Source organism: Burkholderia sp. BCC0322 (assembly GCF_902833045.1).
GTDB lineage: Bacteria > Pseudomonadota > Gammaproteobacteria > Burkholderiales > Burkholderiaceae > Burkholderia.
The window spans coordinates 193,262-217,313 of record NZ_CADFDU010000007.1; the positions used below are offsets into that span (position 1 = coordinate 193,262).

Annotated in this window: 22 protein-coding genes and 1 pseudogene; 21 read left to right on the plus strand and 2 right to left on the minus strand. The window is 67.9% G+C overall.

Annotated elements, in window-relative coordinates; genetic code table 11:
• Window positions 1-56: 56 nt before the first annotated feature.
• Entirely contained in the window at window positions 57-1,121 is a 1,065-nt protein-coding gene (locus tag HWX39_RS21495; RefSeq protein WP_175969879.1) for a glycosyltransferase family 4 protein, read from the minus strand.
• Between the two features lie 228 nt (window positions 1,122-1,349).
• Window positions 1,350-1,787 (minus strand): hypothetical protein, encoded by a 438-nt coding sequence (locus HWX39_RS36350; protein ID WP_244135068.1) that lies wholly within the window; start codon window positions 1,785-1,787, stop codon window positions 1,350-1,352.
• On the opposite strand from HWX39_RS36350, the gene flhD reads away from it, so the two are divergent.
• From flhD to HWX39_RS21600, 21 genes and pseudogenes are all read left to right on the plus strand, one after another.
• On the plus strand, window positions 1,786-2,106 hold the full coding sequence (gene flhD, locus HWX39_RS21500) for a flagellar transcriptional regulator FlhD (protein ID WP_011350590.1): 321 nt from the start codon (window positions 1,786-1,788) through the stop codon (window positions 2,104-2,106). The two genes, HWX39_RS36350 and flhD, sit on opposite strands and share 2 nt — an antisense overlap.
• Window positions 2,107-2,198: 92 nt before the next feature.
• On the plus strand, window positions 2,199-2,753 hold the full coding sequence (flhC, locus tag HWX39_RS21505) for a flagellar transcriptional regulator FlhC (RefSeq protein ID WP_011350591.1): 555 nt from the start codon (window positions 2,199-2,201) through the stop codon (window positions 2,751-2,753).
• A gap of 147 nt (window positions 2,754-2,900) precedes the next feature.
• Complete coding sequence (motA, locus tag HWX39_RS21510) at window positions 2,901-3,761, plus strand: flagellar motor stator protein MotA (protein WP_011350592.1); 861 nt, start codon at window positions 2,901-2,903, stop codon at window positions 3,759-3,761.
• A gap of 13 nt (window positions 3,762-3,774) precedes the next feature.
• Window positions 3,775-4,791, plus strand: a complete 1,017-nt coding sequence (gene motB / locus HWX39_RS21515) for a flagellar motor protein MotB (RefSeq protein ID WP_175969881.1) — start codon at window positions 3,775-3,777, stop codon at window positions 4,789-4,791.
• A gap of 24 nt (window positions 4,792-4,815) precedes the next feature.
• Entirely contained in the window at window positions 4,816-5,193 is a 378-nt protein-coding gene (locus tag HWX39_RS21520; protein WP_175969882.1) for a response regulator, read from the plus strand.
• 33 nt (window positions 5,194-5,226) lie between these two features.
• Entirely contained in the window at window positions 5,227-7,488 is a 2,262-nt protein-coding gene (gene cheA / locus HWX39_RS21525) for a chemotaxis protein CheA (RefSeq protein WP_175969883.1), read from the plus strand.
• Between the two features lie 51 nt (window positions 7,489-7,539).
• Complete coding sequence (gene cheW / locus HWX39_RS21530) at window positions 7,540-8,055, plus strand: chemotaxis protein CheW (RefSeq protein ID WP_043185043.1); 516 nt, start codon at window positions 7,540-7,542, stop codon at window positions 8,053-8,055.
• Window positions 8,056-8,094: 39 nt separating this feature from the next.
• A complete protein-coding gene (locus HWX39_RS21535) occupies window positions 8,095-10,068 on the plus strand; it encodes a methyl-accepting chemotaxis protein (protein ID WP_175969884.1) in 1,974 nt (657 codons plus the stop codon).
• 3 nt (window positions 10,069-10,071) lie between these two features.
• Window positions 10,072-11,064 carry a CheR family methyltransferase gene (locus HWX39_RS21540; protein ID WP_175969885.1) on the plus strand — a complete coding sequence of 331 codons (993 nt, stop codon included), beginning with the start codon at window positions 10,072-10,074 and terminating at the stop codon, window positions 11,062-11,064.
• A pseudogene (gene cheD, locus HWX39_RS21545) lies at window positions 11,061-11,800 on the plus strand (chemoreceptor glutamine deamidase CheD). Before HWX39_RS21540 ends, cheD begins: the two are co-directional and overlap by 4 nt.
• The gene (locus tag HWX39_RS21550; RefSeq protein ID WP_175969886.1) at window positions 11,797-12,888 is read left to right on the plus strand and encodes a chemotaxis response regulator protein-glutamate methylesterase; all 1,092 of its coding nucleotides are present in this window, start codon (window positions 11,797-11,799) and stop codon (window positions 12,886-12,888) included. The pseudogene cheD and the gene HWX39_RS21550 overlap by 4 nt, the downstream one beginning before the upstream one ends.
• Window positions 12,889-12,955: 67 nt before the next feature.
• Window positions 12,956-13,351, plus strand: a complete 396-nt coding sequence (gene cheY / locus HWX39_RS21555; RefSeq protein WP_011350601.1) for a chemotaxis response regulator CheY — start codon at window positions 12,956-12,958, stop codon at window positions 13,349-13,351.
• Window position 13,352: 1 nt separating this feature from the next.
• Window positions 13,353-14,084, plus strand: a complete 732-nt coding sequence (gene cheZ / locus HWX39_RS21560; RefSeq protein ID WP_175969887.1) for a protein phosphatase CheZ — start codon at window positions 13,353-13,355, stop codon at window positions 14,082-14,084.
• Between the two features lie 261 nt (window positions 14,085-14,345).
• Window positions 14,346-14,849 carry a DUF2844 domain-containing protein gene (locus HWX39_RS21565; protein WP_175969888.1) on the plus strand — a complete coding sequence of 168 codons (504 nt, stop codon included), beginning with the start codon at window positions 14,346-14,348 and terminating at the stop codon, window positions 14,847-14,849.
• Between the two features lie 16 nt (window positions 14,850-14,865).
• Window positions 14,866-16,104 (plus strand): DUF3443 family protein, encoded by a 1,239-nt coding sequence (locus tag HWX39_RS21570; protein WP_175969889.1) that lies wholly within the window; start codon window positions 14,866-14,868, stop codon window positions 16,102-16,104.
• 596 nt (window positions 16,105-16,700) lie between these two features.
• Complete coding sequence (locus HWX39_RS21575) at window positions 16,701-17,081, plus strand: DUF805 domain-containing protein (RefSeq protein WP_175969963.1); 381 nt, start codon at window positions 16,701-16,703, stop codon at window positions 17,079-17,081.
• Window positions 17,082-17,420: 339 nt separating this feature from the next.
• Window positions 17,421-18,617, plus strand: coding sequence for a flagellar biosynthesis protein FlhB (flhB, locus tag HWX39_RS21580; protein ID WP_175969890.1), 1,197 nt, complete (start codon window positions 17,421-17,423; stop codon window positions 18,615-18,617).
• Complete coding sequence (gene flhA, locus HWX39_RS21585) at window positions 18,614-20,713, plus strand: flagellar biosynthesis protein FlhA (protein ID WP_175969891.1); 2,100 nt, start codon at window positions 18,614-18,616, stop codon at window positions 20,711-20,713. The genes flhB and flhA overlap by 4 nt, the downstream gene beginning before the upstream one ends.
• Window positions 20,710-22,464 carry a flagellar biosynthesis protein FlhF gene (flhF, locus tag HWX39_RS21590; RefSeq protein WP_175969892.1) on the plus strand — a complete coding sequence of 585 codons (1,755 nt, stop codon included), beginning with the start codon at window positions 20,710-20,712 and terminating at the stop codon, window positions 22,462-22,464. The genes flhA and flhF overlap by 4 nt, the downstream gene beginning before the upstream one ends.
• Complete coding sequence (locus HWX39_RS21595; protein ID WP_175969893.1) at window positions 22,457-23,275, plus strand: MinD/ParA family protein; 819 nt, start codon at window positions 22,457-22,459, stop codon at window positions 23,273-23,275. Before flhF ends, HWX39_RS21595 begins: the two co-directional genes overlap by 8 nt.
• 22 nt (window positions 23,276-23,297) lie before the next feature.
• The gene (locus HWX39_RS21600; RefSeq protein ID WP_175969894.1) at window positions 23,298-24,032 is read left to right on the plus strand and encodes an RNA polymerase sigma factor FliA; all 735 of its coding nucleotides are present in this window, start codon (window positions 23,298-23,300) and stop codon (window positions 24,030-24,032) included.
• Window positions 24,033-24,052: the final 20 nt, after the last annotated feature.

Sequence of the window (24,052 nt, forward strand, 5' to 3'; positions counted from 1 at the left end):
GCGCGCCGATTCGGGCGCGGATTTGATTACGGAATATTTCCTTGCGGAATTCCGTGTCAGGCGCCGGCGACCCGGCGCAATACCGGTTGACGGGTTCCCGCGCACAGCGATTCGTAAGTTTCGACATAACGCTGCGCCATTGCCTTCGAGCTGAAGCGCGTGTCGAAACGTTTGCGGATGGCGGTGCGCGACAGGCTGTCGATCCGGTGCAGCGCGCCGACCGCGCCTTGAACGTCCTCGACGATGAAGCCCGTGACGCCGTCCTCGATCACTTCCGGCACCGAGCCGCGGTTGAACGCGACGACCGGCGTGCCGCAGGCCATCGCCTCGATCATCACGAGGCCGAACGGCTCCGGCCAGTCGATCGGGAACAGCAGCGCCTTCGCGCCGGACAGGAACGCCGGCTTCTGCGCCTCGTTGATCTCGCCGATGAATTCGACGTGTGCCTGGCCGAGCAGCGGCTCGATCACTTCCTTGAAATAGTCGGCGTCGGCCTTGTCGACCTTCGCGGCGATCTTCAGCGGCAGCCCGCTTTGCGCGGCGATCCGGATCGCGGTGTCGACGCGCTTTTCCGGGCAGATCCGGCCGAGGAACGCGAGGTATTCGGGCTTCACGCCCGGCTGCGGCGTGAGCAGCGTGTCGGGCAGCCCGTGATAGACGGTGCCGGCCCACGCGGCCTGCGGCAGCGGCTTGCGCTGGTTGTTCGAGATCGACACGACCGGCGCGTCCGGGAAGGCGTCGAACACCGGCTGCAGCTCCGGCAGATCGAGGCGGCCGTGCAGCGTCGTCACATACGGCGTGTCGAGGCGCGACATCAGCGGGAACGGCAGGTAGTCGAGGTGGAAGTGCAGCACGTCGAATTCGTGCGCGACCCGGGCGACCTGTTCGAGGAGCCGCATATGGGGCGCCATCGAATCGCGGATCGACGGGTCGAGCCGCAGTGCGCGCGGCCAGGCCGCCTCGAGCCGGGCCGACGTGACGGAGTCGCCGCTGGCGAACAGCGTCACGTCGTGGCCGAGTTCGACGAGCGCCTCGGTGAGGTAGGACACGACACGCTCGGTGCCGCCGTAGAGCTTCGGCGGAACGGCTTCGTAAAGCGGCGCGATCTGGGCAATTCGCATGGATGTTCTCCTGTGTCGATCCGGGAGCGCGGTGGCGCCGGTACGGATCCCGTGCAAGGTTGCGGAACTCGCCGACGCACGCGGTTGGCGGTACGTGGCCGTGCCCTGGGCGGGGTGCGCGGGGCGCCGGACGGCAAGCTGCGGGGCGGGCCGGCACGGCTCGCGCCGCCGCCCATTGGAGTCCATTATCGATAGCGCCCCGAGGGTTTCGAGTGTTTTTTCAAACACTTAAGGCTTGTTACACGATGAAATACGCGAAAACCCCGAGAAAAAGGGCGAGGAATCAGGAATCGAGATAGATGCAACTATTGTTGCGCCATCGTGAAAAACCACTATAATTTTTACCGATCCGATTGTCGGCAGCCCTGCCGGCAAGCCTTCCGTCACCGCCCGGAGGCCATCGGACGCATCGCAGCCGAATTCGCGCCGCCACTCGCTTTTCCAATTGTCCCTTTCAATTCGCCTTGTCGGAAAAATTCCTACACGGTTTACAGACAAATCCTGCATGGCATACGCCACTTCGCTGATACCGACATAAATGCCGTTTGGCCAAAATTCGCCCTGTAAGACTATAAACGAGCCGACTGAGCGCCAAGAGCGCTCTGATCGAGCAAACGTTTTCATAACACGATTGGCCAAAGCAAAGCTCTTTAACGGGGGAATCATGAGCGCTACCAGCGAAATGCTCAGTGAGATCAAAGAGGTCAACCTGTCGTACCTCCTCCTCGCGCAACGCCTGCTGCGGGAAGACAAAGCGATGGGCATGTTCCGCATGGGAATCTCCCAGGAACTCGCCGACGTGCTCGCCAACCTCACGCTCGCACAGACCGTGAAGCTGGCTGCGTCCAACCAGATGCTGTGCCGCTTCCGCTTCGATGATCACGCGCTGCTCTCGTCGCTCGCCGACAAGGGCCGCAGCGATGTCGTCGCGCACGCCCACTCGGCCATCCTGATGGCCGGGCAGCAGGTCGAAGGCGTCCGCTGATCCATCCCGCCTTGCGTTTGTCCCGGCGTGCCGCGCCGGTGGGCAGCGTATTGGCCATCCATCCGAACAACGTCAAGCGGACGGTTATCACCATGGCAAGCAAAAGCGTCGTGATCGAGGTGAAGGAAATCACTCTCGCCATCGAACTGATCGAACTGGGCGCCCGGCTGCAGCTCCTGGAAGCGGAGACGAGCCTGTCGCGGGACCGTCTGATCAAGCTGTACAAGGAACTGAAGGGCGTGTCGCCGCCGAAGGGGATGCTGCCGTTCTCGACCGACTGGTTCATGACGTGGCAGCCGAACATCCACTCGTCGCTGTTCTACAACATCTACCGGTTCATGCAGGACCACGGCCGTTGCGAGCCGATCCAGTCGATCGTGAAGGCGTACCGGCTCTATCAGGAGCACGTGAACCTGTCCGGCGACGAGGCCGCGCTGAGCCTCACGCGCGCGTGGACGCTCGTGCGCTTCTTCGATTCGGGGATGCTGCAGATGACCCCGTGCACGCGCTGCGGCGGCCACTTCGTCGCGCATGCGCATGATCCGCATCAAGGTTTCGTCTGCGGCCTCTGCCAGCCGCCGTCGCGCGCAGGCAAGACCCGCAAGGCCGCCGCCGCACGCGCCGAACTGGCCGCCGCTGCGGCCTGAGCGCCGGGCCGGGTAGCGCGAATCGTCTGCAAATTGCTGGTAAACACCGTCGGGCTGCCGCCTGGCCGCCCGCGAAAGTTTTCCTGCCGACTGCCGTAAACCTGTTTAACGGCGGTCTCCCCGCCGGTCATTCGTGAGGGACAGGCAGTGCTGATTATCGTGGGAACACTCGTGACGCTGTTGTCCGTCTTCGGCGGTTATGCGCTGGCAGGCGGGCATCTGGGCGCCTTGATCCAGCCCGTCGAGATCCTGATGATCGTGGGCGCGGGCGTCGGCGCGTTCATCCTCGGCAACGGCGGCAAGACCATCAAGGCCACGCTGCGCGTGCTGCCGACGCTCTTCAAGGGCTCGAAATACACGAAGGATGTCTACATGGAGCTGATGGCGCTTCTTTACGTGCTGCTCGCGAAGGCACGCAAGGAAGGCACGCTCACGCTCGAGGCCGACATCGACGATCCGGAAAAGAGCCCGATCTTCACGCAATACCCGAAGATCCTCGCCGATCATCACATCGTCGAATTCCTGACCGACTACCTGCGCCTGATGGTGGGCGGCAACATGAACGCGTTCGAGATCGAAAGCCTGATGGACGAGGAGATCGAGACGCACCACGCGGAAGGCGAAGGCCCCGCGCATGCACTGATGCGCGTCGGCGACGCGATGCCGGCGTTCGGTATCGTCGCGGCCGTGATGGGCGTCGTGCACACGATGGCATCCGCCGACAAGCCGCCCGCGGTGCTCGGCGCGATGATCGCGCAGGCGCTGGTCGGCACGTTCCTCGGGATCCTGCTGTCGTACGGGCTGATCGGGCCGCTCGCGAGCCTCGCGGAGCAGCGCGTCGCCGAGTCGACCAAGATGTTCCAGTGCATCAAGGTGACGATCCTCGCGACGCTGAACGGCTATGCGCCGGCGATTGCGGTCGAGTTCGGCCGCAAGGTGCTGTTCTCGACCGAGCGCCCGTCGTTCTCCGAGCTCGAAGAGCATGTGCGCCGCGTGAAGGCGAAGTGACGCGGAGCGACCAATGAGCAAGAGCAAGGATCGCGCAATCGTCGTCAAGCGGGTGGCCCCGGCGAAGAAGGGCCACCACGGCGGCGCATGGAAGCTCGCGTACGCGGACTTCATGACCGCGATGATGGCGTTCTTCCTGCTGATGTGGCTGCTGAGCTCGGTCACGCCGGTGCAGCTGAAGGGGATCGCCGAATACTTCAACACGCCGCTGAAGGCCGCGCTGTTCGGCAGCGGCGACCGCAGCTCGCAGGATTCCAGCATCATCAACGGCGGCGGCCGCGATCTGTCGAGCGTCGACGCCGGCACGCTGCGCCGCACCGACGGCACGACCCAGCTCGCCGAACGCCTCGCGAAGATGGGCGACGAGCAATCCCGGTCGCAGGCGCAAGGCGCGCAGGACCGGCTCGAGCAGGCGCGCCTGCACGACCTGCAGATCAAGCTGATGGCCGCGATCGAGGCCAACCCGACGCTGCGCCAGTTCAAGCAGCAGATCCGCATCGATTCCACGCTGATGGGGCTGCGCATCGAGATCGTCGATACGCAGAAGCGGCCGATGTTCGCGATGTCGAGCGACAACGTCGAACCGTACATGCGCGACATCCTGCGCGAGATCGGCAAGACGCTGAACGACGTGCCGAACCGGATCATCGTCCAGGGCCACACCGACGCCGTGCCGTACTCGGGCGGCGAGGGCGGCTACAGCAACTGGGAGCTGTCGGCCGACCGCGCGAACGCGTCGCGCCGCGAGCTGATCGCCGGCGGCATGGACGAGGCGAAGGTGCTGCGCGTGCTCGGTCTCGCGTCGACGCAGAACCTGAACAAGGCCGACCCGCTCGATCCGGAAAACCGCCGGATCAGCGTGATCGTGCTGAACCGCAAATCCGAAGAGGCGCTGATGCGCGACGATGCGACGACCACGACGCTGTCGGCCGATGCGGCCGGCTCGCAGCAGCTCGCGCAGCAGCTGGCCCCGTCGCCGGCCGCGCGCCCGGCGCTCGCGGCGTCCGCCGTCGCCGTGCCGAAACCCTGACGTTTACAAGATTCCGAGACAGACATGATCCGAACCATTCTCGCCATCGACGACTCCGCGACCATGCGTGCGCTGCTGCAGGCAACGCTGATGCAGGCCGGCTACGACGTGACGGTGGCGCCGGACGGCGAGGCCGGCTTCGATCTGGCGGCCACCGTGCCGTACGACCTGGTGCTGACCGACCAGAACATGCCGCGCAAGAGCGGGCTCGAAGTGATCGCCGCACTGCGCAAGCTGACCGCCTATACGGAAACGCCGATTCTCGTGCTGACGACGGAAGGCAGCGACGCGTTCAAGGACGCCGCACGCGAGGCGGGCGCGACCGGCTGGATCGAAAAGCCGATCGACCCCGCCGTGCTGGTCGACCTGGTCGCGACGCTGTCCGAGCCGGCCGCCTCCTGACATTCACGCGACGCATTCAACCCGGGACCGGGCATGACTCTCGACATCACTCAGTTCTACCAGACATTTTTCGACGAAGCGGACGAGCTGCTCGCGCAGATGGAGCAGTTGCTGCTGAACCTCGACGTCGGCTCGCCCGACCCCGAGGATCTGGCCGCGATCTTCCGCGCCGCGCATTCGATCAAGGGCGGCGCGGCGACGTTCGGCTTTTCCGCGCTGACCGATACGACGCACATCCTCGAATCGCTGCTTGACCGCGCGCGCAACCATGAGCTGACGCTGACCAAGGAAATGGTCGACGCGTTCCTGGAGACGAAGGACGTGCTGTCCGACCAGCTCGTCGACTACCGCGCGAGCGCCGAACCGGACGCGGCCGCCGCCGCGACGATCTGCGCGAAGCTCGAACGGCTGAAGGCCGAGAGCGGCGCGGGTGCGCCGGCAGCCGCCGCGGCTGCGCCCGTGGCGCCGGCCGCTGCCGCCGCCACACCGGCTGCTCCGGCCGTGGAACCGGCCGCCGGCGACGATCGCGTGCCCGACCACGTGATCGAGCAGGCCGTCGCGGCCGCGCATCCGGCGGCCGCCGCCGATGCGGGCGAAGGCGGTCCGCACCTGAAGATCACGCTCGTGGGCGTCGATGCGAAGGATCGCGAACTGCTCACCGAAGAGCTCGGCAACCTCGGCCGGATCGTGGGCCGCGAGGAAGCCGGCGCCGACCTGACGCTGTGGGTCGAATCGGACGTGCCGTCCGACGACATCGTCGCCGTGTGCTGCTTCGTGATCGACGAAAGCCAGATCCGCGTCGGGCGCGGCACCGCGCCGGCCGCACCGGCTGCCGCACCGGAAGCCGCGGCGCCGGCAGCAGAACCGGCCGCCGCCGCGCAACCGGTGCGCGCGGAGGTCTTCGCGCCGCAGGCCGCGGCACCGCAACCGGCCGCATCGGCGCCGGCCGCGCCCGCGCCCGCCGAGCCGGCCGCCGCTGCCGCGCAAGCGCAGCAGCCGGCCCGGCAAGCGCCCGCCGACCACGCGCCGCAGCCCGCCGCGCATCACGACGACAAGCGCGCCCGCCCGGCCGCCGCTGCCGCATCGGGCGCCGAAGGCAGCTCGATTCGCGTCGGCGTCGAGAAGGTCGATCAACTGATCAACCTGGTCGGCGAGCTCGTGATCACGCAGGCGATGCTCGCGGAAACCGCGACCGCGTTCGACCCGGCGTTGCACGACCGCCTGTTCAACGGGATGGCGCAGCTCGAGCGCAACGCGCGCGACCTGCAGGAAGCCGTGATGTCGATCCGCATGATGCCGATGGACTACGTGTTCAGCCGCTTCCCGCGTCTCGTGCGCGACCTTGCCGGCAAGCTCGGCAAGCAGGTCGAGCTCGTCACGTTCGGCCAGGCGACCGAACTCGACAAGAGCCTGATCGAACGGATCATCGATCCGCTGACCCACCTCGTGCGCAACAGCCTCGACCACGGGATCGAGACGGTCGACAAGCGCGTGGCCGCCGGCAAGGACGCGGTGGGCCAGCTCGTGCTGTCGGCCGCGCATCACGGCGGCAACATCGTGATCGAGGTGAGCGACGACGGCGCAGGCCTGAACCGCGAGCGAATCCTCGCGAAGGCCGCGAAACAGGGCATGCAGGTGTCCGACAACATCAGCGACGACGAAGTCTGGCAACTGATTTTCGCGCCGGGCTTCTCGACGGCCGAGACGGTGACCGACGTGTCGGGCCGCGGCGTCGGGATGGACGTCGTGAAGCGCAACATCCAGTCGATGGGCGGCCACGTCGAGATCACGTCCGTGGCCGGCCGCGGCACGACCACGCGGATCGTGCTGCCGCTCACGCTCGCGATCCTCGACGGGATGTCGGTGAAGGTCGGCAACGAGATCTTCATCCTGCCGCTGAACTTCGTGATGGAGTCGCTGCAGCCGTCGAACGACGACATCTACACGGTCGGCAACGGCGAACGCGTGGTGCGCGTGCGCGGCGAATACCTGCCGTTGGTCGCGCTGCACGAAGTGTTCTCGGTCGACGACGCGCGCACCGACCCGACGCAAGGAATCGTCACGATCATGGAAACCGAGGGGCGCCGCTTCGCGATGCTGATCGACGAGCTGGTCGGCCAGCAGCAGGTGGTCGTGAAGAACCTCGAAACCAATTACCGCAAGGTGCACGGCATCTCGGCGGCGACGATTCTCGGCGACGGCAGCGTCGCGTTGATCGTCGACGTCGCGGCGCTGAACCGTGAAACCCGTGCGACGCACGGCGCCCGTGCCGGCGCCGAGCTCGCGATGTTCTGATGTCACTCGCCATTCAACCGATTGGGGGCAAACGTGTCTGCTGAAGTCCAAATGATCAATCCGGCCGCGGCGAACGCGGCAACGAGCCGCCGCGATGCGGAACAAGGCGACGCGACGGGCCAGGAATTCCTCGTGTTCACGCTCGGCGACGAGGAATACGGGATCGACATCCTGAAGGTGCAGGAAATCCGCGGCTACGACAGCGTCACGCGCATCGCGAACGCGCCGGAATTCATCAAGGGCGTGATCAACCTGCGCGGGATCATCGTGCCGATCGTCGACATGCGGATCAAGTTCCATCTCGGCCGCGTCGAGTACGACCACCAGACCGTCGTGATCATCCTGAACGTCGCGCATCGCGTGGTCGGGATGGTGGTCGACGGCGTTTCGGACGTGCTGACGCTGCAGACCGACCAGATCATGCCGGCGCCGGAATTCGGCGCGACGCTGACGACCGAGTACCTGACGGGCCTCGGCACGGTCGACGGCCGGATGCTGATCCTGATGGACATCGAGAAGCTGATGTCGAGCCGTGAAATGGCGCTGATCGAGACGCTCGGCGGGTAAGCGCGCCGCGCGCGCGCAGGAATTTAGGGAGAATCTGCAATGTTGCATAACTGGTCGATCCGCACGACGCTCACGGCGGTCGGACTCATCCTCGTGGCGCTGGCCGCAGCCGTCGGCGGGCTCGGCCTGTACGCGCTGAATCAGGCGAGCCGCTCGCTCGACGAGATCGCGCACGTCGACCTGCCGGCGATCCATACGCTCGACGACACGTCGTCGTACCTGCTGCGTGCGCGTGTGTCGCTCGACCGCTTCCGTTCGCTGACGGAAGCAGGCAACACGGCCGAGGCGGCCAAGGTGCTCGACCGCGCGCAGGAGCTGTACGCGAAGTCGAGCCAGAACTGGCAGGCATTCCAGTCGACGCCGAAGCTCGGCGTCGAGCAGGCGCTCGTCGACGACCTGACCACCCGCTACACGACGATCGTGAAGGAAGGCGTCGAGCCCGAGTTCGCGGCCGCGCGCGCGGGCGACATGGCCGCGTACCACGCGGTCGCCGATACCAAGATCAGCCCGATGTTCGTCGCGTACGACCAGGCCGCGTCGGCCGTGGTCGCGTCGCTGCAAAAGCGCGCGGAAGATCGCCAGGCCGCGACGCAGTCGCAGATCTCGCTGATGGTCGCGCTGATCGCGGCCGGCATCGCGATCGCGGTCGTCGTCGTGATCGCGATCCGCTTCGCGCTGCGCGGGCTGATCGTGCAGCCGCTCGAGGACGCGATCGCGCACTTCGAGCGCATCGCCGGCGGCGACCTCACGCAGCCGGTGAACGTGTTCAGCACGAACGAGATCGGCCGCCTGTTCGGCGGCATCAAGCGGATGCAGGACGCCGTCACGACGATGGTGCAGGCCGTGCATCGCGGCACCGAATCGATCGACGTCGGCGCGCGCGAGATCGCGACCGGCAACATCGACCTGTCGCAGCGTACCGAGGAGCAGGCCGCCTCGCTGCAGGAAACCGCGTCGAGCATGGAGCAGCTGACGGGCACCGTGCGGCAGAACGCGGAGAACGCGCGGCAGGCCAGCCAGCTCGCGGTGAATGCGTCGGACATCGCGACGCAGGGCGGCGAGGTGGTCGGCCAGGTCGTGTCGACGATGCAGGACATCGCGGCGAGCTCGGGCAAGGTCGTCGACATCATCGGCACGATCGAAGGTATCGCGTTCCAGACCAACATCCTCGCGCTGAACGCGGCGGTCGAAGCGGCCCGCGCGGGTGAGCAGGGCCGCGGCTTCGCGGTGGTCGCGGGCGAGGTGCGCTCGCTCGCGCAGCGCAGCGCGAGCGCCGCGAAGGAAATCAAGCAGCTGATCGGCGATTCGAGCGAGAAGGTCGAAAGCGGGTCGGCGCTCGTCGCGCGTGCCGGCTCGACGATGGACGAGATCGTGCAGGCCGTGCGCCGCGTGACCGACATCATGGGCGAGATCAGCGCCGCGTCGGACGAGCAGTCGACCGGCATCGAGCAGGTCAACCGCGCAGTGGGCCAGATGGATTCGGTCACGCAGCAGAACGCGGCGCTCGTCGAGCAGGCGGCCGCCGCGGCCGCGTCGCTCGAGGAGCAGACGCGCCAGATGAAGGCGATCGTGTCGGGCTGGCGCGTGGCGGGCGGCATCGTGCTCGCGCCGTCGCGCGGGGTCGCGCGGCCGGTCGCGCATGAGCCTGCGGCCGTGCCGGCGCTGACGTCGGAGCCGCGTTTCGATGCGGCGCCGGCCGCCGCGCTGCCGGCCCCGCAGGCTGCCGCACAACCGGCACGGCGCGCCGCGCCGGCACCGCGTGCGGCCGCTGCGGCTGCATCGGGTGCGGGCCATGAACCGAAGCGTGCGGCCGATACGGGCGCGCACGCGCAGAAGGATGCGCCGGCTTCCCGCGGCACGGCCGCGGGCGGCTATGGGCCGCGTCTCGCGAAAACCGCCGCGCCGGCCGACAAGCCGGCCGCGAAGCCCGCGCTCGTGCGCCCCGCGCTGAACGGCGAGAAGCCGGCGGCGGCCACGGCCGGCACGTCCGATGATGATTGGGAGACCTTCTAAACCATGTCGCACGCGCGCGCGCCGTTTCGACCCGATGTACCGGATGCCTCGCCTCGCGCGGGCGAGCCGGGGCGCGACTTCGCGTTCACGAGCGCGGATTTCGCACGCATTCGCGCGCTGATCCATCAACGCGCGGGGATCTCGCTGTCCGAGCACAAGCGCGACATGGCGTACAGCCGTCTCGCGCGCCGCTTGCGGGCACGCGGCCTCGACACGTTCCGCGACTACCTCGACCTGCTCGAGCAGGAAGACGATCCGCTCGAGTGGGAAGCGTTCACCAATGCGCTGACCACCAACCTGACCGCGTTCTTCCGCGAGTCGCACCACTTCCCGATCCTGTCGGAGTTCGTGAAAGGACGGCCGGCGCCGGTATCGGTGTGGTGCTCGGCGGCGTCGACCGGCGAGGAGCCGTACTCGATCGCGATCACGCTGATCGAGGCGCTCGGCGAATCGGCGGCGCGCGGCGCGTCGATCCTCGCGACCGACCTCGACACGCAGGTGCTCGCGAAGGCGGAAGCCGGCATCTACACGTACGACCAGGTCAAGCACCTGTCGCCCGAGCGGCTGAAGCGCTTCTTCCTGAAGGGCACGGGCGCGCAGGCCGGCCGCGTGAAGGTGCGCCCCGAGCTGCGCGCGATGATCCGCTTCGAGCAGCTGAACCTGACCGATGCGGACTACGGGATCGCGAAGCCGTTCGACGCGATCTTCTGCCGCAACGTGATGATCTATTTCGACAAGCCGACGCAGGGGCAGGTGCTGTCGCGCTTCGAGCCGCTCGTGAAGCCGGGCGGGCTGCTGTTCGCCGGCCATTCGGAAAATTTCACGTATGTCACGCAGGCGTTCCGGCTGCGCGGGCAGACGGTGTATGAACTGACCCGCGACGCCGCAATCGGCGCGCGGCCGCGTGGTGCGCAGGCGCAGGCGGCGGCCGCGATGCCGCAGCCGGTGCGCGCACGGGCGGCGGGCGCCGCGCCCGCCTTTGGAGAGCGCGGATGAGCGCCCTGCCGATCGCAACCAATCGCTACTTCGACAACCACTTCGGCCGTCCCGGCGTGAAGCTGTTGCCGAACGAGTTCTACACGACGTCCGAGGACATGGTGCTGATGACCGTGCTCGGCTCGTGCGTCGCCGCGTGCCTGCACGACCCGTACGCGGGCATCGGCGGGATGAACCACTTCATGTTGCCGGACGACGGCGCCGATCCGGGCGCGGCCGCGTCGGAATCGATGCGCTACGGTGCGTATGCGATGGAAGTGCTGATCAACGAGATGATCAAGGCCGGCGGGCGCCGCGAACGCTTCGAGGCGAAGGTGTTTGGGGGCGCCGCCGTGCTGGCCGGGATGACGACGATCAACATCGGCGACCGCAACGCGGATTTCGTGCGCCGCTACCTGGCGCTCGAACGCATCCGCATCACGGCGGAAGACCTGCAGGGCGTGCACCCGCGCAAGGTCGCGTTCATGGCGAACAGCGGGCGCGCGATGGTGAAGAAGCTGCGGCTGCAGGTGCCGGGCGTCACCGAGCGCGAAGCCGCGCTCGCCCGCGAGGCCGATCGCGCCCGCGCCGCACGGCCGCGTCCGCAAGTCGAGCTGTTCTCGGCGAAGCGTCCGGCCCCGCCGCAGCCGGCGCGGCCGCGCATCGAGCTGTTCGGTGCGCGCAGCGCGGCGCCGGCCGGCGGCGTGCGGGCGGCGGCGTGCGGGCGGCGAACCTATCAAGAAAGCAGGAGGCATGACCGCAGTGCAGAAGATCAAAGTGTTGTGCGTCGACGATTCGGCGCTGATCCGCAGCCTGATGACCGAGATCATCAACAGCCAGCCCGACATGACGGTGGTCGCGACCGCGCCCGATCCGCTCGTCGCGCGCGAGCTCATCAAGCAGCACAACCCCGACGTGCTCACGCTCGACGTCGAAATGCCGCGCATGGACGGGCTCGACTTCCTCGAGAAGCTGATGCGCCTGCGGCCGATGCCGGTCGTGATGGTGTCGTCGCTGACCGAGCGCGGCTCGGAAATCACGCTGCGCGCGCTCGAACTCGGCGCGGTCGATTTCGTCACGAAGCCGCGCGTCGGGATTCGCGACGGGATGCTCGACTATGCGGAAAAGCTCGCCGACAAGATCCGCGCGGCGTCGCGTGCGCGCGTGCGCCAGGCGCCGCAGCCGCAGGCCGTCGCGCGCGCGGCGGACAGCCACCCGGCCGCGCCGATGATCAACAACCCGCTCGTCAGTACCGAGAAGCTGATCATCATCGGTGCGTCGACGGGCGGCACCGAGGCGATCCGCGAAGTGCTGACGCCGCTGCCGCCGGATGCGCCGGCCGTGCTGATCGCGCAGCACATGCCGCCCGGCTTCACGAAATCGTTCGCGCAGCGGCTGAACGGCCTGTGCCGGATCGCGGTGAAGGAAGCGGAGCATGGCGAGCGCGTGCTGCCGGGCCACGCGTATATCGCGCCGGGCCACGCGCACCTGTTGCTTGCGAGAAGCGGGGCGAACTATATTGCGCAACTGTCGGACGAGCCGCCGGTGAACCGGCACCGCCCGTCGGTCGACGTGCTGTTCCGCTCGGCGGCGACGCACGCGGGCAAGAACGCGATCGGGGTGATCCTGACCGGGATGGGCCGCGACGGCGCGGCAGGCCTGCTGGAAATGAAACGCGCGGGCGCGCACACGTTCGCGCAGGATGAGGCAAGCTGCATCGTGTTCGGGATGCCGCGCGAGGCGATCGCGCTCGGCGGCGCGGACGAAATCGTGCCGCTCGCCGAGATGAGCCGCCGCGTGATGGCGCGCCTGGCGACGATGGGCGACCGCGTGCAGCGCGTTTGAATGGAATGCCACGGGGCGCGTGCCACGATACGCGTCCCGACGGAAACGAATCTGGAAAGGAACGACGATGGACAAGAGCATGAAAATCCTGGTGGTGGACGATTTCCCGACGATGCGCCGGATCGTCCGCAACCTGCTCAAGGAACTGGGCTACTCGAACGTCGACGAGGCCGAGGATGGCGCGGCCGGCCTTGCGCGGCTGCGCGGCGGCGGTTTCGACTTCGTGATCTCCGACTGGAACATGCCGAACCTCGACGGCCTCGCGATGCTGAAGGAAATCCGCGCGGACGCGACGCTCACGCACCTGCCGGTGCTGATGGTCACGGCCGAGTCGAAGAAGGAGAACATCATCGCGGCCGCGCAGGCCGGCGCGAGCGGCTACGTCGTGAAACCGTTTACGGCGGCGACGCTCGACGAGAAGCTGAACAAGATCATCGACAAGATGGCGAAGGCCGGGAGCTGACGTGAACGAGCCGATCCATGCCGCGCTGACGGGTGCGGGGTTCAGCGCCGACGGCCACGCCGAAGGCGCCGATTTCGCAAGCGACCGCATCCTCGCGCGTATCGGCCATGTCACGCGCACGCTGCGCGATTCGATGCGCGAGCTCGGGCTCGACAAGCATGTCGAGCGGGCGGCGGAAGCCGTACCCGATGCGCGCGACCGGCTGCGCTACGTCGCGACGATGACGGAGCAGGCCGCCGTGCGCGTGCTGAACGCGATCGAGGTCGCGAAGCCGATGCAGGCGCGCATCCAGAACGAGGCCGAGGCGCTCGACGCGCGCTGGACGCAGTGGTACGCGGCACCGATCGAGCACGCGGAAGTGCGCGAGCTGATGGACGATACGCGCACGTTCCTGCGCACGCTGCCCGAAGCGACGTCGGCGACCAGCGCGCAACTGCTCGAGATCATGCTCGCGCAGGATTTTCAGGATCTGACCGGGCAGGTGATCAAGAAGATCATGGACATGGTTTACCTGATCGAGCAGCAGCTCCTCACCGTGCTCGTCGAGAACATCGCGCCTGAGCGGCGCGAGCAGTTCGCGGCCACCGCGGCTGCGTTCGCGGCCGAGCAGATGAGTTCGACCGGCAGCCCCGAGTCGCTGCTGAACGGCCCGCAGATCGCGCCGGAAGGCAAGACCGACGTGGTCCAGGACCAGGGGCAGGTCGACGACCTGCTCGCCAGCCTGGGCTTCTGATCCTGCCGCATGCATCGGCGCGCCGCGTGTCGCGGCGGCGCCCGATGCACGCGTCCCGTGTTCCCCGCACCGCATTCCCGCGCGCGTCTCACCCGTGAGGCCGAGGGTCGTCCTGCGTCAAATTGACACTTCGACACACTCAGCAGGCATACTACGCGTCAGTAGCAACGTAGCGTCATTCGTACGATTTCATATGTTTGCCGGCGGCGCGGGCCCGATGGCCGCACTACCGGCAACGAAGCCAGTCCCTTGGGGGGGAACGTGAAGCTGAAACGCTTGGGCTGGGCCGTCGCGCACGCGACGGCTGCAATGGGTGTGCTGTGGAGCGTCCACGCATACGCGGAACTGGGCGGCGCGCCGATGTCGCCGCCGGCGGACGATCAGGCCGCAACCGTGCGCGCGTTGCAGCGCGCAATGCGTTCGGCAGACGGCGTGCAGACGAGCACGGCCGGCTATACCGTCCGCGAGATCACGCTCGGATCGGGCACCGTCATCCACGAATACACGTCGGCCGCCGGCAGCGTGTTCGGCCTCGCGTGGCAAGGGCCGACGATGCCGGATCTCGCCTCGCTGCTCGGCAGCTATTTCCCGCAGTACACCGCAGGCGTCCAGGCGGCACACAAGGCGCGCGGCTGGCGCGCGCCCGTGTCCGTCGACACGAGCGGCCTCGTGATCCGGACAGGCGGCCACATGGGCGCCTTCTCGGGCCAGGCGTGGCTGCCGGCGGCGCTGCCTGCCGGCCTGGCCGGCACCGACATCCAGTGACAGCGGGAGAGCGATCTTGAGCATTCCTCGTACATTCAAGCGCTGGCTCGGCGTGCTGGGCCTCGCGGCGGCGACGGTCGTCCTCGTGACGGCATGCGGCGGCGGCGACGGTGGCGGCAGCAGTTCGGGCAATAACGGCAACAACGGCAACAACGGTAACAGCGGCTCGGACGGCAATTCCGGGAACACGGCCGTCATCACCGTCAACGCCGGCGTCGCGAACGTGATCAACATCCCGACCATCAGCCTGAAGGTCTGTGCGCCGGGCACGTCGAACTGCCAGGTGGTCAACAACGTGCTCGTCGATACCGCGTCCTACGGGCTGCGGCTCGTCGGCAGCGCCGTGTCGGGCGTGCTCGGCAGCCTTCCGCAGGTGACGAGCGGCGGCGCGCCGGTCGCCGAGTGCGGCAAGTTCGTGTCGAGCTATACGTGGGGTTCGGTGCGCACGGTCGACCTGTCGATCGGCTCCGAGCAGGCGAGCTCGCTGCCCGTGCAGATCATCGGCGACCTCGGCACGACGAACGTGCCGAACTCGTGCACGAACGGCGGCGCGTCGGCCAACACGGCGAGCGCGCTCGGCGCGAACGGGATCCTCGGCATCGGGCCGGCGCCGGTCGACTGCGGGACGACCTGCGCGACGTCGACGTCGACGAACAACAACTACTACGCATGCCCGAACGGCGACAACGCGAACTGCACGGTTGCGCTCGTGCCGGTCGCGCAGCAGGTGGCCAACCCCGTGCATCGTTTCGCCGACAGCAACGGGGTGAGCGTGAGCATGCCGACCATCTCGAACAACGGACAGGCGAGCGCAACCGGGACGCTGACGTTCGGCCTGCCCGACCTGACCGGGAAGACCGTGATGACGTCGACCACCACGGGCGACGTCAACGCGACGTTCCTCGGGCGCAACGTGACGGCGTTCTTCGATACGGGTTCGAATGCGTACTTCTTCAACGATTCGTCGCAGACGGCCTGCTCGAAGAACACGCAGTTCTACTGCCCGACGGCGTCGACCACCTATTCGGCGACGCTGACCGGCCAGAACGGCGTGAGCGGCACGGTATCGATGCCCGTCGTGAACGCGGATTCGCTGTTCTCGAACCCGTCGACGTTCGCGTTCAACGACATCGCGGGTCCGTTCGGTTCGTCCGGCTGGCTCGACATCGGCATGCCGCACTTCTACGGCAAGACGATCTACTTCGGGATGGACAAGACCGCGAGCGGCGGCGCGGCGCCTTTCGTCGCGTTCTGACGCGGCACGGCGGGACGCAGGAACAAGGGGACGAGCGATCGTCCCCTTTTTTTTGTCCGGACGCGGTGCGCGGTGCGACGGGGCCGACCGGCGCGCCGCCGCGCGCGGGCGCGGCGCCTACGCGCCCGGCGGCGGAGCCGGCGTGCCTGCGCAGCCGGCTGTTGGCGCGCAGGCGAGCGGCAGCCACGACACGAGCGGATGGCGGAGCATCGTGCGGTTCGACCGGAATCGGGAATGGCGAAGGGCAGCGCGCTTTGCACCCCCGCGTAAGGCCGGCCGGTTAATCGAATGCGACACACTTTCGCCGATTATCGATCGCACCCGATTTCATTTCGATGCAATCAAATGCCGGATTATCCCGGGCTGCAGTTTCTGTCAGGTTTTCAAGATTATTGAAATGACGCGGCATGCAAGCCGATGGTGTCGCATTCCGCTGTTGCAGCCGTTCCCGCGCCGTTCGGGCGGCGTTCCGGCGGCAATGCGGCCGGGTGCGCGCACTCCCCGGCATGTGAAAACAGATGGAGTCCGTCGAAATTCAAACATATAATGCCGGCGTTGTTTCCGGGGTCGTCTATATAAAACAGGAGGGTAATAAGATGAATTTTTCAGAAGCCGTTCGTTCCGCACTCAATAAATACGCGACATTCGAAGGCCGTGCGCGCCGTGCCGAATACTGGTATTTCGCGCTGCTCACCTGCGCGCTGTCGATCGCCGCGCAGATCATCGGCGCGGCGGGCCACGACGCGGGCCTGATCACGCTGCTGCTGCTCGTCGTGATCGGCCTGGCTTCGCTGGCGCTGATCATTCCGAGCATCGCGGTCAGCGTGCGCCGGCTGCATGATACGGGCCGCTCGGGCTGGTTTCTGCTGCTCGCGCTGATTCCGATCGTCGGCGGCATCCTGCTGCTCGTGTGGATGTGCTCGCGCGGCACCGAAGGTCCGAACCGCTTCGGCGAGGATCCGGTCGCGGCAGCCTGACCGACGCCTGCTCCGACGCGCGACGCCGTCGCGTCGGGGCAGGGTTTCGCGTCGCACCCGCCAGGCCGTTTCACCGTTTCTCCCTTTCCGCGCCTTTCCTCGCTTCACACCGTCGCCGCTCCGTCCGGAGCCGACACCCCCCGATCGCACTGATCGGCGCGTTTTTCCGCCGCGCCGCACACCGTTCCGTCCCCCGTCCAGGCCCGTTCGCGCCGGTTCGCCCGATTCCCCGAAATACCCCCCTTTCCCGGCTTTGCTCGACCGATCGGCGTTTGACGCCTCCATGAATAATCGGTGTCACTGGAAAGCGGCATTCCGCCGTACCCGACTGGAGGCCACGTGGCAGACGAGAGCGATCTCGACAAGACCGAAGCCGCCACTCCCAGGCGCCTCGAGAAGGCGCGCGAGGAGGGGCAGGTCGCGCGTTCGCGCGAACTGGCTTCGTTCGCGCTGCTCGCGGCCGGGTTCTATGGCACCTGGCTGCTCGCGGGCCCGTCGGGCGGGCATCTGCAGGCAATGCTGCGCGGCGCGTTCACGTTCGATCGCGCGGCCGCGTTCGACACGAGCCGGATGCTGTCGGCGGCCGGCAGCGCGAGCCTCGAAGGCTTCGCCGCGCTGCTGCCGATCCTCGCGCTCACCGGCGTCGCCGCGCTGCTCGCGCCGATGGCGCTCGGCGGCTGGCTGATCTCGTCGAAGACGTTCGAGCTGAAGTTCGACCGCCTGAACCCGATCTCGGGCCTCGGCCGGATCTTCTCGATCCAGGGGCCGATCCAGCTCGGGATGTCGCTCGCGAAGACGCTGGTCGTCGGCGGGATCGGCGGCATCGCGATCTGGCGCAGCAAGGACGAGCTGCTCGGCCTCGCGACGCAGCCGCTCGGCGCGGCGCTGACCGATGCGCTGCACCTGGTCGCCGTGTGCTGCGGCACGACGGTCGCCGGGATGCTGGTGGTCGCCGCACTCGATGTGCCTTACCAAATCTGGCAGTACAACAAGAAGTTGCGCATGACGAAGGAAGAAGTGAAGCGCGAGCATCGCGAGAACGAAGGCGATCCGCACGTGAAGGGGCGCATCCGCCAGCAGCAGCGCGCGATCGCGCGCCGCCGGATGATGGCGGCCGTGCCGAAGGCCGACGTGGTCGTGACGAACCCGACGCACTTCGCCGTCGCGCTGCAATACACGGACGGCGAGATGCGTGCGCCGAAGGTCGTCGCGAAGGGCGTGAACCTCGTCGCCGCGCGCATCCGCGAACTCGCGGCCGAGCACAACGTGCCGCTGCTCGAGGCGCCGCCGCTCGCGCGTGCGCTGTATCACAACGTCGAACTCGAACGCGAGATTCCCGGCTCGTTGTACTCGGCCGTCGCCGAAGTGCTCGCGTGGGTCTACCAGCTCAAGCGCTTCCGTTCGGAAGGCGGTGCGTTCCCGGCGGCGCCGGTCGATCTGGAGGTGCCGGCCGATCTCGACAAGGGCGCGTCGGTGCCCGCAGAAGACGAGCGCGAAGAAGCCGAAGACACGCTCGGCAAGGCAGGTGCGGCATGAGCACTCCGACCGGCCTGTTCGCGAAGCGCCCGAACCCGTTCGCGGGCGCCAATGTGCGCGCGCTCGCGGGCCCGATCCTCATCTGCATGATCCTGGGGATGATGATCCTGCCGCTGCCCCCGCTGCTGCTGGATCTGCTGTTCACGTTCAACATCGCGCTGTCGGTGATGGTGCTGCTCGTCAGCATGTACACGATGAAGCCGCTCGACTTCGCGGCGTTCCCGAGCGTGCTGCTGTTCTCGACGCTGCTGCGCCTGTCGCTGAACGTCGCGTCGACGCGCGTCGTGCTGCTCGAAGGCCACACGGGCCCGGACGCGGCCGGCCAGGTGATCGAGGCATTCGGCCACTTCCTCGTCGGCGGCAACTTCGCGGTCGGTATCGTCGTGTTCGTGATCCTGATGATCATCAACTTCATGGTGATCACGAAGGGCGCGGGGCGGATCGCCGAAGTGTCCGCGCGCTTCACGCTCGATGCGATGCCCGGCAAGCAGATGGCGATCGACGCCGACCTGAACGCGGGCCTCATCAACGAAGAGCAGGCGCGCAAGCGCCGCCTGGCCGTGTCGCAGGAAGCCGAGTTCTACGGGTCGATGGACGGCGCGTCGAAGTTCGTGCGCGGCGACGCGATCGCCGGCCTGATCATCATGGCGATCAACGTGATCGGCGGGCTGATCGTCGGGATGGTCCAGCACGACATGACGTTCGCCGCGGCCGGCACGAACTACACGCTGCTGACGATCGGCGACGGCCTCGTCGCGCAGATCCCGTCGCTCGTGATCTCGACCGCGGCGGGCGTGATCGTGTCGCGCGTCGCGACCGACGAGGACATCGGCACGCAGATCACCGGCCAGCTGTTCACGAACCCGCGCGTGCTGAACATCACCGGCGCGATCATCGTGCTGATGGGGCTGATCCCCGGCATGCCGCACGTCGCGTTCCTCGCGCTCGGCGGCGGCGCGATCTGGCTGGCCCGCACGCAGACCAAGCGCGCGGCGGCCCGCAAGGCGGCCGGCGACCTGACCGACATCGCGCCGCCCGCGGCGCTGCCGTCGGACAGCCACGAGGCGACCTGGGACGACGTGCAGCTGATCGACCCGCTCGGGCTGGAAGTCGGTTACCGGCTGATCCCGCTCGTCGACAAGAACAGCGACGGCGAACTGCTCAAGCGCATCAAGAGCATCCGCAAGAAATTCGCGCAGGAAATCGGCTTCCTGCCGCCGGTGATCCATATCCGCGACAACCTCGAGCTGCGGCCGAACGCGTACCGGATCGCGCTGAAGGGTGTCGAGATCGGTGTCGGCGAAGTGTTCCCGGGCCAGTGGCTCGCGATCAACCCCGGCCAGGTGACGGCCGCGCTGCCGGGCGCCGTCACGCAGGATCCCGCGTTCGGGCTGCCGGCCGTGTGGATCGACGTCGCGATGCGCGAGCAGGCGCAGGTGTACGGCTACACGGTGGTTGACGCGAGCACGGTCGTCGCGACGCACCTGAATCATCTGGTCGTCCAGCACGCGGCCGAGCTGCTCGGCCGCCAGGAAGTGCAGTCGCTCGTCGAGCGCACCGGCAAGGACGCGCCGTCGCTCGTCGAGGACCTCATCCCGAAGACGATCTCGCTGACGACGCTGCAGAAGGTGCTGCAGAACCTGCTCGAGGAAGGCGTGCCGATCCGCGACATGCGCACGATCCTCGAGGCCGTGTCCGAACACGCGGGCCGCGGCGATGCGTTCGAGATCACGGCCGCCGTGCGGCTGGCGCTCGGCCGCGCGATCACGCAGCAGTGGTATCCGGGCGCAGGCGAGATGCAGGTGATGGGCCTCGACTCGAATCTCGAGCGCGTGCTGTCGCAGGCGCTCGCCACCGGCGCGAACCCGGGCCTCGAACCCGGCCTCGCGCACAACCTTCTGACCGGCACGCAACAGGCGATGCTGCGTCAACAGAATCTCGGGCTGCCGCCCGTGCTGCTGGTGCAGCACGCGCTGCGCGCGATGCTCGCGCGTTTCCTGCGCCGCAGCCTGCCGCAATTGAAAGTGCTGTCGTATGCCGAAGTGCCGGACACACGCACGATCAAAGTCGTTAACGTCATCGGGGGTTCCGCTTGAACATTCGCAAATTCACCGGCGCAACGAGCCGCGACGCACTTCGTCTCGTGCGCGAGGCGCTCGGCGCCGACGCGGTCGTGCTGTCGAACCGTACGCTCGATGACGGCAGCGTGGAAATCGTTGCGCTTGCAGATTCGGACCTGGCCGCCGTGACGCCGCCGGCTGCGGCGCGCCCGCGCATCGCCGCGCCGCGCGTGCCGGAATCCGTGCCGGCCGCCGCGGTGCCGGGCATCGTGTCGCGCCCGGGCGCGGCGCCGGCCCGCCCGACGGTCAATCCGTATGCGGCAGGTGAAGGCGGGCTGCCGGACGTGTTCTCGTCGGTGTTCGGCGCAAGCGCCGAAGCAGACGACACGGCGGCGCAACCGTCGGCGATCGATGACGAAGCGCCGGCCGCGGCAGCGCCGTATTCCGCCGCCCCCGCTCCGACTGCCGCGGCCCCGGCCCCGGCCGCCGCCTCCGAACCCGCACCGTGGCTCGTCGAGCACGCGAAGCGCCTGACGCAGCAGCGCGACGCGCTGATGGCACGTGCGCAGGCGGCGCCCGCCGCGCCGCAGGCGAGCGCGCCTGCCCCGCAGGCCGCCGCGAGCGCGACGCCGCCCGACTGGGCGCGCGACATCGTGCGCGACGCCGAACGCCGGATGCCGGCCGTCGCCGTCCGCGCGCCCGACACGAAAGCGAACGCGAAGGCGGCCGAGCGCACGCGCCTGTCCACCGACGCCGCCGCCGCGGTGGCCGACGCAGTGAAGTCGCGCATCGAGCGGATCGTCAACGATACGGTGATGCAGGAGCTCGGCGAACTGCGCGGGATGATGGAAGAGCAGTTCGACAGCCTGTTGTGGCACGACCGCCAGCGTCGCAGCGCCGTGCATGGCGCGCTGACGAAGCACCTGTTCGCGGCCGGTTTCTCCGCGCAGCTCGTGCGGATGCTGGTCGACAACATGCCGGCCGGCGACGGCGCGCAGACCTTCGAACAGGCCGCCGCATGGGCGCAGTCGGTGCTCGCGTCGAACCTGCCGGTGCTCGAAAGCGAAGATGCGCTGATGGAGCGCGGCGGCGTGTTCGCGCTGATGGGGCCGACGGGCGTCGGCAAGACGACCACCACCGCGAAGCTGGCCGCACGCTGCGTGATGCGCTTCGGCGCGAGCAAGGTCGCGCTGCTGACCACCGACAGCTACCGGATCGGCGGCCACGAGCAGCTGCGCATCTTCGGCAAGATCCTCGGCGTGCCCGTGCACGCGGTGAAGGATGCGGGCGACCTCGCGCTCGCGCTGTCCGAGCTGCGCAACAAGCACATCGTGCTGATCGACACGATCGGCATGAGCCAGCGCGACCGCGCGGTATCCGACCAGATCGCGATGCTGCACGGGGCGAACGCGCCGGTGCAGCGCCTGCTGCTGCTCAACGCGACGAGCCACGGCGACACGCTCAACGAAGTCGTGCAGGCGTACCGCAGCGTGGGCGAGCATCCGGACCTGGCCGGCTGCATCCTCACGAAGCTCGACGAGGCGACCCACCTCGGCGGCGTGCTCGACACGGTGATCCGCTACAAGCTGCCGATCCATTACGTGTCGACCGGCCAGAAGGTGCCGGAGAACCTGTACGTCGCGTCGACCAAATTCCTGCTGAAGAGCGCGTTCTGTGTACCGCGCGACGGCTCGCCCTTCGTGCCGCAAGACGAGGACATGCCGACGCTGCTCTCCGCACTGACCGCACGTTCCACCGCCGAGCTGCACGAGGTGCGATTTGGATAAACGAATCATCGACCAGGCCGAAGGGCTGCGGCGCCTGCTGGCCGGGCGCGCATCGCGCATCGTCGCGGTGACGGGCGGGCCGGCGGGTGTCGGCTGCACGTCCACCGTCGTGAACCTGGCGGCGGCGCTCGCGTCGCTCGGCAAGGATGTGCTCGTCGTCGACGAGCGTGCCGACGTGCATTCGGCCAGCGCGACGCTGGCGGGCGCGTGGCTGCGCGACGGCGAACGCACGCGGGTCGCGGCCGGCTTCGGCCTGTGCGCCGCGGCGCGGCTCGCACGCACCGGCTACACCGATGCGCAACTGAGCGATTTCATCGACGGGCCGGCCGATATCGTCCTCGTCGACGCGCAGCTCGGCGCCGACGGTTCGTTCTCGACGCTCGCCCGCGAAGCGCACGACGTGCTGGTCGTCACGCGGGTCGCCGCGCAGGCGATCACCGAGGCGTACGCGTGCATGAAGCGGCTGCATTTCGCGCATGCGCTCGCGCAGTTCCGCGTGCTGACCAATCACGTCGGCAGCCACGCGGACGCGAAGGTCGCGTTCGACAACCTCGCGGGCGTCGCGAGCCGCTACCTGACGGTGTCGATCGCCGACGCGGGCTGCGTGAGCGCCGATACGCTCGTCGAGCACGCACGCGAGCTGATGCGCGTCGTGGTCGACGCGTTCCCGTCGTCGGCTGCCGCGCGCGACTACCGGCAGATTGCCGCCGACCTGCTGTACTGGCCGATGCGCCCGTATTCGGGTGCCGGCCGCGCCGTGCACGCGGGCGGCAAGCCGTCGTATGAGGCGGGCGCGGCACACGCCGCGTGAGCACCACCGGAAGGAGAGAGCCATGATGTACAACGCTCAAGGAAAGATGTCCCAGGCCGACGTGCTCGCGCAATATGCGCCGCTCGTGCGACGCCTCGGGCTGCAGCTCGTCGCGAAGATGCCGGCGAGCGTCGACCTCGACGACCTGATCCAGGCCGGCATGATCGGCCTGATGGACGCGGCCGGCCGCTACAAGGAAGACCAGGGCGCGCAGTTCGAGACCTACGCGACGCAGCGCATCCGCGGCGCGATGCTCGACGAGTTGCGCAGCAACGACTGGCTGCCGCGCAGCCTGCGCAAGACGTCGCGCGAGGTCGAGCACGCGGTGCATCAGGTCGAGCAGCATCTCGGCCGTTCGGCGAGCGAGACCGAGATCGCGCAGCACCTGAACATGCCGCTCGACGAATACCAGGGGATGCTGCAGGACCTGCACGGCAGCCAGCTGATCTACTACGAGGATTTCGACCGTGCGGCCGACGACGAGCCGTTCCTCGACCGCTACCGCGTCGATCACGCCGATCCGCTGTCGGCGCTGCTCGACGAGCACCTGCGCGAGGCGCTCGTCGAGGCGATCGAGCGGCTGCCAGAGCGCGAGAAGCTGCTGATGTCGCTGTACTACGAACGGGGTCTGAATCTGCGCGAGATCGGCTCGGTGCTCGAAGTGAGCGAATCGCGCGTGTGCCAGCTGCACAGCCAGGCCGTCGCGCGCCTGCGCGCGCGGCTGCGCGAACAGGCGTGGGTCGGCGCGGAGTCCTGACCCTTTCCTGACGGCCGCGC

What these genes read in the sequence shown, in the direction of transcription:
- cheW (WP_043185043.1), top strand. Translation starts at nt 7,540, where the DNA reads ATGATCAATCCGGCCGCGGCGAACGCGGCAACGAGCCGCCGCGATGCG.
- HWX39_RS21550 (WP_175969886.1), top strand. Translation starts at nt 11,797, where the DNA reads ATGACCGCAGTGCAGAAGATCAAAGTGTTGTGCGTCGACGATTCGGCG.
- HWX39_RS21495 (WP_175969879.1), bottom strand. Translation starts at nt 1,121, where the DNA reads ATGCGAATTGCCCAGATCGCGCCGCTTTACGAAGCCGTTCCGCCGAAG.
- motB (WP_175969881.1), top strand. Translation starts at nt 3,775, where the DNA reads ATGAGCAAGAGCAAGGATCGCGCAATCGTCGTCAAGCGGGTGGCCCCG.
- flhD (WP_011350590.1), top strand. Translation starts at nt 1,786, where the DNA reads ATGAGCGCTACCAGCGAAATGCTCAGTGAGATCAAAGAGGTCAACCTG.
- cheA (WP_175969883.1), top strand. Translation starts at nt 5,227, where the DNA reads ATGACTCTCGACATCACTCAGTTCTACCAGACATTTTTCGACGAAGCG.
- HWX39_RS21520 (WP_175969882.1), top strand. Translation starts at nt 4,816, where the DNA reads ATGATCCGAACCATTCTCGCCATCGACGACTCCGCGACCATGCGTGCG.
- HWX39_RS21575 (WP_175969963.1), top strand. Translation starts at nt 16,701, where the DNA reads ATGAATTTTTCAGAAGCCGTTCGTTCCGCACTCAATAAATACGCGACA.
- HWX39_RS36350 (WP_244135068.1), bottom strand. Translation starts at nt 1,787, where the DNA reads ATGATTCCCCCGTTAAAGAGCTTTGCTTTGGCCAATCGTGTTATGAAA.
- HWX39_RS21540 (WP_175969885.1), top strand. Translation starts at nt 10,072, where the DNA reads ATGTCGCACGCGCGCGCGCCGTTTCGACCCGATGTACCGGATGCCTCG.
- HWX39_RS21535 (WP_175969884.1), top strand. Translation starts at nt 8,095, where the DNA reads ATGTTGCATAACTGGTCGATCCGCACGACGCTCACGGCGGTCGGACTC.
- flhC (WP_011350591.1), top strand. Translation starts at nt 2,199, where the DNA reads ATGGCAAGCAAAAGCGTCGTGATCGAGGTGAAGGAAATCACTCTCGCC.
- cheY (WP_011350601.1), top strand. Translation starts at nt 12,956, where the DNA reads ATGGACAAGAGCATGAAAATCCTGGTGGTGGACGATTTCCCGACGATG.
- flhA (WP_175969891.1), top strand. Translation starts at nt 18,614, where the DNA reads ATGAGCACTCCGACCGGCCTGTTCGCGAAGCGCCCGAACCCGTTCGCG.
- HWX39_RS21600 (WP_175969894.1), top strand. Translation starts at nt 23,298, where the DNA reads ATGATGTACAACGCTCAAGGAAAGATGTCCCAGGCCGACGTGCTCGCG.